This is a genomic window from Hamadaea sp. NPDC050747, assembly GCF_040654195.1.
Lineage (GTDB): Bacteria > Actinomycetota > Actinomycetes > Mycobacteriales > Micromonosporaceae > Hamadaea.
In genome coordinates, this window is the sequence record NZ_JBFAHM010000023.1 from 68,967 (window position 1) to 79,501 (window position 10,535).

Sequence of the window (10,535 nt, forward strand, 5' to 3'; positions counted from 1 at the left end):
TCCTCTCGTTCTCTCGGTGGTGCCGGGGCGCCCGTCGGCGTCGGGCGCCCCGGCGGATCGACTCGCCGTCCGCACCGCCATGGCGGACGGCAAGCCGTCTAGGGCAGGTTCCAGCGTTGGGCGGCCCCGCCGGAGCACGTCCAGATCTGCGCCTGGGTGCCGTCGGCGGTCGACCCGCCCGCCGCGTCGAGGCACTTGCCGGACTGCGGGTTGCGCAGACTGCCGTCGGTCTGTGGAACCCAGTTCTGCGCGCCGGTCCCGTTGCACGTCCACAGCTGGACCTTGGTTCCGTCGGCGGAACCGCCGCCGGAGACGTCCAGGCACTTGCCCAGCGCCCGCCAGGTCTGCCCGACCGGTGACCACTGCTGCGCCGCCGATCCGTTGCACGTCCAGAGCTGGACCTTCGTGCCGTCGGCGGTCCCGGCCCCGCTGACGTCGAGGCACTTCCAGCCCGGCCCCGTGATCGCCCCGCTGCCGGGTGCGCGAGCGATCGTGAAGTCGTCGACGTCGAACAGCCCGCCGCCGGTCCCGGTGAAGGTCAGATAGAGCGTCTGCACCCCACTTGGTACGCCCGATAGCTGCGTACTGACGTCGGCGAAGGTCGTCCAGCCGCCCGTGTTCGGGACGGCGACCGTGCCCAGCACCGTCCCGGTCGCCGAACCGGTGCGGATCTGGATCACCCCGCCCGGGCCGCCGGAGACCACCCGTGTCTTGAACCTCGTGACGCCGGTCAGGTCGATTCCGGCGTACGCCGCCCAGTCACCCGGGTCGACGAAGCCGAGCGTCTGCCCGTTGTGCGCCCCGGTCTTCGTGTACGGCGACACCCCGCTGGCGCTGCTGAAGGATTCGGCCTGAACGGTGCGGTCGACGCCGGCCGGCTTGATCCGGATGTTGCGGAACGAGGCGTCGTCGCCGGTGCCGTGATTCTGCAAGCCGATGTACCCGGCCAACGATCGGGCGGGATCGGTGTTGGTGAAGTCGTTGATCTTCACCCCGTTGAGGAATACCTGCAGCCGCTCACCGGAGACCGTGATCTCGAACGTGTTCCAGCTTCCCGGCGGATTCACGGCCGCGTCACGAGCCGCGACGTCGGCCGACTGGAATCCGTAGACCGCCCCCGTCGTGCGATCCGCGCTGTCGGTCGCGTCGATCTGGATCTCATAGCCGTTGTTCACCGCCGACCAGGGGTCCGACGAGGCCGGGAAGCCCACGAACACCCCGGAGTTGTCGTCACCGGCCAGCCGCCAGTCGAGCTTGAGCGAGTAGTCGGCGAACTGCTGGGCCGAATACCAGAACAGGCCCATCCCGTCGAAGGAACTCAGCGTCGCGTCGGCGTTGGTGAACCCGCCCGGCCCGGCCTGCGACCAGCCCGTGGTGGAGCCGTTATACAGCTGGGTGTATCCCGTCTCCGGCCGGCAGTCGGCGTTGACCCGGCGGGCGGCGTACCGGATGCCGCCGAGCAGGAGCGCCCGGAACCCGGACTCGGAGTATGCAGCCTGCGTGTGCCCGCTGCCCGTGTAGAACGACCGTCCACTTCCGATGGTCTTGCACCACGTGTGCGGGTGGTCGGCGCCCATGCCGCCACCGGTGTAGCTGGACTCGTCCAGGCTGGCCAGGACGTGCGCGGTCGACCGGGGATTGGTCTGGTAGTTGTACCACTCGTCGGTGCGGACCCAGGTCTGGCCGAGCCCGGCGGTGGCTGCGTGCGCGCGGTCCTCGACCTTGATCGTGGCGGACTGGATCGCGGGATGCGAGGCGAACCACGCGCCCACCAGCTCGCCATAGAACGGCCAGCCGTACTCGGTGTCGGCCGCCGCGTGGACGCCGACGAACCCGCCCCCGCCGCGGATGTACGCCTCGAAGGCGGTCTGCTGCGCGTCGTCCAGCACGTCGCCGGTCGTGTTGAGGAAGACGACCGCCTCGTACTGCGCCAGAGTGCCCGTGGTGAAGACGGCGGCGTCCTCCGTGGCGGTCACGGTGAAGTTGTTCGCCGCCCCCAGGTCCCGGATGGTCTGGACGCCGACCGCGATCGAGTCGTGCCGGAAGCCCGCGGTCTTGCTGAACACCAGCACGTCGTACGCCGTGTCGGCGGCACAGGCGGCGGTCTCGGTCCCGGCGATCAAGGCCGCTCCGAGCGCGGCCGCCCAAACAAGTTTCCTCATGGCAGCGTCCACTTCTGGTTGGCGCCGGCCGTGCAGTCGTAAATGATCAACTGCGTGGCGTCGGCGATCGAGCCACCGGGGACGTCGAGGCACCGCCCCGACTGTGGATTGCGTAGTGTGCCGTCGGCCTGCGCGACCCAGTTCTGCGCGCCGGTCCCGTTGCACGTCCACAACTGCACGACCGTGCCGTTGGCGGTGTTGCCGCCGGAGACGTCCAGGCACTTGCCCAGCGACCGCCAGGTCTGCCCGACCGGCGCCCACCGCTGCGCGTTCGTCCCGTTGCAGGTGTAGAGCTGAACGTGGGTGCCGTCGGCGGTGTTCGCCCCGGCGACGTCGGCACACTTGCCCGCCAACCCGACGATAGCGCCGGTGGCGCCGCTGCCGAGCCGGTTCAGCGTGAAGTTGTCGAGGTCGAAGAGGGCACCACTGCCACCGGTGAAGACCAGGTACAGCGGGCCGGAGGCGGAACCGGTAAGCGTCGTCGACACCGTCTGGAAGGTCTCCCAGCCGCCGGTCACCGGCACGGCGACCGCACCGAGCTGCGTACCGGTCGGGGAACCGGAGCGGATCTGGATCGTGCCGCCGACCCCGTTCGACGAGATCCGGGCGGAGAAGCCGACCGCGCCGGTGGTGCTGATCCCGGCGTACGCCGCCCAGTCGCCGTTCTCCACGAAGCCGAGCGTCTTGCCGCCAGTCGCCGGAATATGCGTGGCGATCCCGACGCCCGACTGCGACGTGTAACTCTCGCCTTCGGCCGCCGCCGCGTTGTTCGTCACGAACGTGATCGCGTCCAGGTCGAACAACGCGCCCGCTCCCCCGGCGAAGACCAGGTACAGCCGTTGCGTACCGGACGGCGGGTTCGTGATCGCGCCGCTGACCGTGGTGAAGGTGTCCCAGGCCCCGGTCACCGGGATCGTGGCCTGCCCGATCACCTGCCCGGTCGGCGAGCCGGTCCGCAGTTGCAGCGTGCCGCCGACCCCGGCCGACGAGGCCCGCGCGACGAACGACGCCGCATTGCCCACGGCGTACGGGTCGAAAGCGATCCAATCTCCATTGTGGATATCGCCGACGGTCTTGCCGCCTTCGGCCGCCGCCTTGGCGAACTGGTTGATCCCGGACGCGGCGGTGTAGTGCTCGGCCTGCCGATGCTTGGGCTGGGCGATGTTCTGGGCGTGCGTGGTCAGCGCGGGCTGGCCGTTCGCGCCGTTGTCGGTGTACTCGGCGTCGAAGACGCCGAAGATGTTCGCGGCGTCGTCATGCTCCCCGTCCACCGGTACGCTGATCGCCCCGGAGCAGCCCGTCTGCGACGTGATGGCATGGCCGTGGTTGTCGTGCCCGAGCACGTAGGTCATCTTGACCCGGGCGCAGTCGATCGTGCCGTCCTCGGGATCGCTGACGGTGATCTGGTAGGGCACGGTGTCGCCGAAGGCGAAGAGCGCACCGTTCGCCGGGAGCTGCACTCGCACGGTCGGCGCGGTGTTCCCCACCGTCACGATGACGCTCGACGTCCCGGTGTTGCCGGCCGGGTCGCGTACCGTCAGGGTCGCGGTGAACTGTCCGTTCGTGGAGTAGGTCTTGCTCGGATTGGCCGCGGTCGAGGTGGTGCCGTCGCCGAACGCCCAGCTGTAGATGAGCGCGCCGCCCTCCGGGTCGGACGAACCGGCGGCGGAGAAGGCGACCGTCAACGGGGCGAGGCCGGAGGTCTTGTCCGCCGACGCCTGAGCGATCGGCGCCCGGTCCGCCCCGGCGATGTACTCGATCCGGTAGAGCGCGGAGTTGGCGTCGCCGTTGAAGTAGCCGGTGCCGTAGTCGAGCACGTAGAGCGCGCCGTTGGCGCCGAACGCGAGGTCCATGACCTGCTTGCCGGTCCATGGAAAGTTCGCGATCGCCCCCGGCGTCCCGTCGGCGTTGACGTCGATCGCCTTGATCCAGCCCCGGCCGAACTCGCCCGCGAAGAAGTGGCCGTCGAGTTCGGCGGGGAACTTGACCGTCGACGTCGACGCCGCGTTGTAGTGGTATACCGGGCCGCCCATCGGCGATTCCGAACCACTGCCGAACTCCGGCGGCGAGCCGGCGTCACCCCCGTAGCGGATCCAGGCCGGCCGAGCCGCGGGCAGGGTCGTGAGGCCGGTGTTGCGGAACGAGTTGTTCGTCGGCCCAGTCGAGCAGGCGTACTTCGGACCCGTGGTGTCGGTGGAGAAGTTCCACTCGTTGTAGGTCTCCGTCGTGGTGTTCGTGCCCGTGCAGTACGGCCATCCGTAGTTGCCCGGCGAGGCGATCCGGTTGAACTCGACCTGCCCGGCCGGGCCGCGGTTCGGATCGGTGCTGCCCGCGTCCGGCCCGTAGTCGCCGAGGTAGACCACCCCGGTCGCCTTGTCGACGCTCATCCGGAACGGGTTGCGAAAGCCCATCGCGTAGATCTCCGGCCGGGTCTTCGCCGTGCCCGGGGCGAACAGGTTGCCGGCCGGGATGGTGTAGGTGCCGTCGTCGGCCACCTTGATCCGCAGCAGCTTGCCGCGCAGGTCATTGGTGTTCGCCGCAGTACGCTGCGCGTCGTACGCCGGGTTCCGGTCGGCGCGCTCGTCGATGGGGGCGTACCCGGCGGACGAGAACGGATTGCTGTCGTCGCCGGTGGTCAGATAGAGGTTGCCGGCCGCGTCGAAGTCGATGTCGCCGCCGACGTGGCAGCAGATGCCCCGATCGGCCGGGGTCGACAGGACGACCTTCTCGCTGGCCAGGTTGAGCGTCCAGTCGGCGTTGAGGGTGAACCGGGACAGCCGGTTGACCCCCTGCCAGGCGGAGAAGTCGGTGCCGGTGGCCGGCGCGTCACCGCTCGGGGTGGCCAGCGGAGGCGCGTAGTAGAGGAAGATCGCTCGGTTGACCGCGAAGTTCGGGTCGACGCCCACGCCTTGGAGGCCCTCCTCGTCGTGGGAGTAGACCGGCAGCGTGCCGATCACCGTCGTCGTCCCGGCCGCGTCCGTCCGGCGCAGTTTGCCGTCCCGCGCGGTATGCAGAACAGAGGTGTCGGGCAGCACGGCGAGCGACATCGGCTCGCCCATCTCGGCCACGCCACGGGCCATCTCGACTTGCTGATAGTCGGCCGCGTTGATCGTGGTGTGCGCGACGGCGGGACTCCCGGCCACCGGCACGAGGACGATTCCGGCGGCGAGTGCTATCGCCGCGGGAAGAGTGGAGCGGTTCATGAAGGTGCCTTCCTGACTCGGGGGAAGTCAGGCGCGCGCCGCCGCGCCATGGGGTCGGGCCGTTCGTTGCACCGCCGGATCAGGGATCTGAGTCGAATCTTGGGCGGTGATTCGACCGAGAACCCTGATCCAGCGCCAAAAACGTCAGGCGGTGGTCAGCACGGGGTCGACCCCGGTCCAGGCGGAGTCGCTGCCGGCCGAGCGCAGGACCGCGTCGAGCACCCGCTGCACCTGGAGAGCGTCCTCGAAGGACGGTGCGGGGTCGGTGTCGTCGGCGATGGCCTGCACGAAGTCGCGCATCTGATGGGTGAAGGAGTGTTCGTAGCCGAGGATGTGACCGGGCGGCCACCAGGCGGCCACGTAGGGATGCTCGGGCTCGGTCACCAGAATCCGGGTGAACCCCTGCTCCGGACCGGGCCGCGTCGCGTCGTAGAACTCCAGCTCGTTCAGCCGTTCCAGGTCGAACGCGAGCGAGCCGTGGGCGCCGTTGACCTCGACTCGCAACGCGTTCTTCCGGCCAGTGGCGAACCGGGTCGCCTCATACGTGGCGACCGCTCCCCCGTCGAGCCGGGCGGTGAACAGCGCCGCGTCGTCGACCGTCACCCGGCCCGTGGCGAGCCCGCCGTCGGTCTCGGAGGCCGCTGCCGCCAGTCCACTAGAGACGGACGGCAGCGGCCGCTCCCGGACGAAGGTCTCGGTGAGCGCGCTGACCCCCGTGATGCGCTGACCGGTGACGTACTGGGTCAGGTCGACGATGTGCGCGCCGATGTCGCCCAGCGCGCCCGACCCGGCCCGGTCCTTCTGCAACCGCCAGACCAGCGGGAACTCCGGATCGACGATCCAGTCCTGCAGGTACGCCGCCCGCACGTGCCGGATCGCGCCCAGCCGACCGGCCGCGATCAGCTCCCGCATCAGCGCCACGGCGGGCACCCGGCGGTAGTTGAACCCGCACAGGCTGCGGATGCCCGATCCGCGGGCGAAGGCGGCGGCGGTCACCATGGCCGAGGCCTCCTCGACCGTGTTGGCCAGCGGCTTCTCGCACAGGACGTGCTTGCCGGCGGCCAGCGCGGCCAGGGTGATCTCGGCGTGGCTGTCCCCTGGGGTGCAGACGTCGATCACGTCGATGTCGTCCCGGGCGACCAGCTCCCGCCAGTCCGTCATGGCGGACTCCCAGCCGAGGCGATCGGCGGCCGCGGCGACGTTGGCCTGGTCCCGGCCGCAGATCGCCGTCATCCGCACTCGCAGGGGCAGGTCGAAGGCCCGGTTCACGGTACGCCACGCCTGTGAGTGCGCCGCCCCCATGAACGCGTACCCGACCATGCCGATCCGCAGCTCTCCACCGTCTGTCGTGGACACTGATGAAACCTCCAGCAATAACCGAACGCCAGAACCGGGGAACGATCAGAACCCGAGCTTCAGGTACGTGCTCGCGTTCTCCTTCGTGATCGTCTCGGAGGAGAGGATGATCTCCTTCGGGACCTGGAGTTCGACCAGATCCGCCATCCCCCGCCCCTGTGCGATGAGCCGGGCCAGCGAGATCGCCGACGAGGCCATCGAGGGGCTGTAGGTGACCGTCGCCTTGAGGACCGACTTGTCGGCCGCGATGTCCTCGATCGCCTTTTTCGACCCGGCCCCGCCGACCATGATGAACTCGCTCCGGTTGGCCGCCGTGATCGCCGCGAGGACGCCGATGCCCTGGTCGTCGTCGTGGTTCCACAGCGCGTCGAGCTTCGGCAGCGCCTGGAGGAGGTTCTGGGCCTCCTTCTGGCCGGTGTCGGCGGTGAACCGGGCCGCCCGCCGGTTGGCGACCTTGAAGCCGTAGGTCTTCAACGCGTCGGCGAAGCCCTTGCTGCGCTCCTGGGTCAGCTCCAGCTCGTCCATGCCGGCGATCTCGCCGATCACCGGGCTTGCGACGTTCTTCGCCTTCATGGCCTTGCCGATGTAGTGCCCGGCGGCCACGCCCATGCCGTAGTTGTCGCCCTTGATCTGCAGCCGGTACGCCAGCGCGTCGGGGAACGCCCGGTCCAGGTTGACGACCGGGATCCCGGCCTCCATCGCCTTGAGCCCGAACGCGTTCAGCTCCTTGCCGTCGTGCGGCAGCAGGACGATGACGTCGGGCTTCTCGGCGATCAGCGTGTCGAGGGCGGCCCGCTGCGCGGCGGCGTCCTTGCCCGCCTCGACCTGCTTGAACGTGACGTCCGAGTACGCCGCCGCCTGGGCCTTGGCGTTGCTGGTGATGGCGGCGATCCAGCCGTGGTCGGCGGCCGGGGCGGAGAACCCGATCGTGACCGCCTTGCCGGCGGCGGTGTTCGGGTTGCTCGCCTCGGCGCCCTTGGTCTGCGCCGTGGTGGGGTTGTTCGACTCGTTGCTCGTGCACGCGGCGAGGACCGCGCCGGCGCCGAGGGCCGCGCCGCCGAACAGCAGGCTGCGGCGGGACAGGTGGGTCATGCGCATGACAACCTCCGAAATGGACGGAAAAAGGGTGCGGGGTACCCAGCCGTCGCCCAGGAACTGACGACAGCCGATCGGAACGAATCAGGCTTTACGGAACAGCGTGGTCAGCGATCGGAACCGGATCTGCTGGACGAGCACGGCCAGCACGATGATGCCGCCCTTGACCATGTTCTGGACCTCGGTGGGCAGGTTGGCGATGGCGAACAGATTGGTGATCGCCGAGAAGACGATCACGCCGAACATCGAGCCGACGATCGTCCCCCGACCGCCGGAGAGCAGCGTGCCTCCGATGATCGCGGCGGCGATGGCGTCGAGTTCGTAGAGTTCGGCCGCGGCCGCCTGGGCGGAGGTGGCCAGCGAGGTGAGCATGATCGCGGCGATGCCGCAGCACAGCCCGGACAACGCGTACAGCAGGAGCGTGTGCCGCCGGACGTTGATCCCGGCCAGCCGGGCCGCTTCGGCGTTGCTGCCGATGGCGACCGTACGCCGGCCGAACGTGGTGCGGTTGAGCAGCACCCAGCCGAGCGCCGCGGCGACGGCCAGGATGATGACGAGCATGGGGATCCCCGCGACCTTCGTCGTCGCGATCCCGTTGATGAACTGGTCGCCGGAGACCTGGGTCTGTTTGCCGGAGATCTGGGCGGCCAGACCTCGGGCGGCGACCAGCATCGCCAGCGTCGCGATGAACGGCACGAGTCGCCCGTACGCGATGAGCAGGCCGTTGAGGGCGCCGGCGACGGTGCCGACCGCGAGCGCGGCGAAGATCATGCCGCCCGCTCCGTAGGACTGCGTCGCCAAGGTCGTCGACCAGACCCCGGCCAGCGCGATCAACGCGCCGACCGACAGGTCGATGCCGCCGCCGATGATCACGAAGGTCACGCCGACGGTCACCACGCCGATGGCGGCCGCCTGTTGCAGGATCACCAGCATGTTGTTGACGACCCAGTCGGAGTCGCCGTACAGGTCGGGCCGGATGATCGCGCCGATCACGAACAGCACGACCAGCACCCCGACCAGGCCGAGGTTGCGCCACAGCGACTCGGTGGGGATCGCCCGCCACCAGCCGCCACGCTCCACAACGGACGTCTGAGCCGTCACCGTACAAGCTCCTTACGACGAAGTGGGGCTCAGCGAGCCCGCCATCACCAGGTCGAGGACGTCGTCCTCGGTCAGTTCGCCGGCGGGCGCCTGCTTGATCAGGCGGCCCTCGCGCATCACGAGCACCCGGTCGGCCAGACCGAGCACCTCCGGCACCTCGCTGGAGACCAGCAGCACGCCGACGCCCCGGCGCGCGAGATCACGGATCACCTGATACAGCTCGGCCCGTGCGCCGACGTCGACGCCGCGCGTCGGCTCGTCCAGCAGCAACAGGCGGGTGTCGCCCAGCAGCCACCGGCCGACGACGACCTTCTGCTGGTTGCCGCCGGACAGCGTGCCGGCCGGGCGGCGTACGTCGCGGGGGCGCAGCTCCAAGGCGTCCGCGATCCGGCTCGCCTCGGCCTGCTCCCGGCCCGCGTCGGTGAAGCCGCCGTGGGCGTACCGGCCGAAAGTGGTCAGCGTGATGTTGCGGTAGACCGGCTCGGCCAGCAGCAGCGCCTGACTCTTGCGCTCCTCGGGGGCCAGCCCCAGACCGGCTTTGACCGCCGCGCCGACGTCGCCCGCGGGCAGCTTCCGGCCCGCGACGCTCACCGTTCCAGATTCAGGGGTACGCGCACCGTAGACCGTTTCGAGCAGCTCACTTCGTCCGCTTCCCACCAGGCCGGCGATGCCGACAATCTCCCCTGTGCGTACCTCGAAGGAGACGTCTTGGAACTCGTGTGCCCGCGTCAGCCCACTGACCTGGAGCAGCACGTCGCCCGCTTCTCCCCCGCGAGGCGGGAAGACGTATTCGAGGGAGCGCCCGGTCATCTTGCTGACCAGCTCGCGAGTCGGTGTCGTCCGCGCGGGCAGGTCCACCGCGGACGTCCGGCCGTCCTTGAGGACGGTGACCCGGTCGCCGATCTCGCGGATCTCCTCGAGCCGGTGCGAGATGTAGACGACCGCGATGCCTTCGGCGGTGAGCTCCCGGATGATCCGGAACAGGTTGCCCACCTCGTCGTGGGCGAGGACGGCGCTGGGCTCGTCCATGATGAGCAGCTTCGCCTCGTGCGAGAGCGCCCGCGCCATGCTGACGATCTGCTTGCCCGCCGACGGGAGCGCCCCGACCAGCCGGTGCACCGGGATCTCGGGGTGCCCGAGTCGCCGCAGGACTTCGCGGGTACGCGTCGCCGCGGTTCTCCTGTGGACGAACCCGAACCGGCTCGGCTCCTGGCCGAGGAAGACGTTCTCGGCGACCGACAAATGATCGACCAGATCGAGTTCCTGGTAGATCGTCGCGATCCCGGCCTTCATCGCGGCCTGCGGATTGGCGAAGCTGACCGGGCTGCCCTGCCAGGTGACGCTGCCGGCGTCGGGCTTGTGCACTCCGGCCAGCACCTTGATCAGGGTGGACTTGCCCGCGCCGTTCTGGCCGAGCAGGCAGTGCACCTCACCCGCGCGCACCTCCAGGTGGACCCCGTCGAGCGCCCGTACGCCGGGGAACTCCTTCACCACCCCGTCCAGCTTGAGGATCGTGGTCATGCCTCACCACCCCGTCGTTGTGGCGCTGGATCGGGCCGCACGAAGCCGACCGGCGCTCTCGAGGAGGCCCGAGTCCGTTCGGTGGCCAACCAGACCG

At 69.6% G+C, this 10,535-nt stretch carries 6 protein-coding genes; all 6 read right to left on the reverse strand.

Annotated elements, in window-relative coordinates:
- Nucleotides 1-98 precede the first annotated feature (98 nt).
- The 6 genes from AB0H43_RS37325 to AB0H43_RS37350 all read right to left on the reverse strand — a co-directional run bounded on the left by AB0H43_RS37325 (nucleotide 99) and on the right by AB0H43_RS37350 (nucleotide 10,438).
- The gene (locus AB0H43_RS37325; RefSeq protein ID WP_360007910.1) at nucleotides 99-2,162 is read right to left on the reverse strand and encodes a ThuA domain-containing protein; all 2,064 of its coding nucleotides are present in this window, start codon (nucleotides 2,160-2,162) and stop codon (nucleotides 99-101) included.
- Nucleotides 2,159-5,365, reverse strand: coding sequence for a carbohydrate-binding protein (locus AB0H43_RS37330; protein WP_360007913.1), 3,207 nt, complete (start codon nucleotides 5,363-5,365; stop codon nucleotides 2,159-2,161). Before AB0H43_RS37330 ends, AB0H43_RS37325 begins: the two co-directional genes overlap by 4 nt.
- Nucleotides 5,366-5,509: 144 nt before the next feature.
- Entirely contained in the window at nucleotides 5,510-6,685 is a 1,176-nt protein-coding gene (locus AB0H43_RS37335; RefSeq protein ID WP_360007928.1) for a Gfo/Idh/MocA family oxidoreductase, read from the reverse strand.
- 81 nt (nucleotides 6,686-6,766) lie between these two features.
- Nucleotides 6,767-7,813, reverse strand: coding sequence for a substrate-binding domain-containing protein (locus tag AB0H43_RS37340; protein WP_360007930.1), 1,047 nt, complete (start codon nucleotides 7,811-7,813; stop codon nucleotides 6,767-6,769).
- 87 nt (nucleotides 7,814-7,900) lie between these two features.
- Complete coding sequence (locus tag AB0H43_RS37345; RefSeq protein WP_360007932.1) at nucleotides 7,901-8,896, reverse strand: ABC transporter permease; 996 nt, start codon at nucleotides 8,894-8,896, stop codon at nucleotides 7,901-7,903.
- Nucleotides 8,897-8,929: 33 nt separating this feature from the next.
- A complete protein-coding gene (locus AB0H43_RS37350) occupies nucleotides 8,930-10,438 on the reverse strand; it encodes a sugar ABC transporter ATP-binding protein (RefSeq protein WP_360007916.1) in 1,509 nt (502 codons plus the stop codon).
- Between the last annotated feature and the right edge of the window lie 97 nt (nucleotides 10,439-10,535).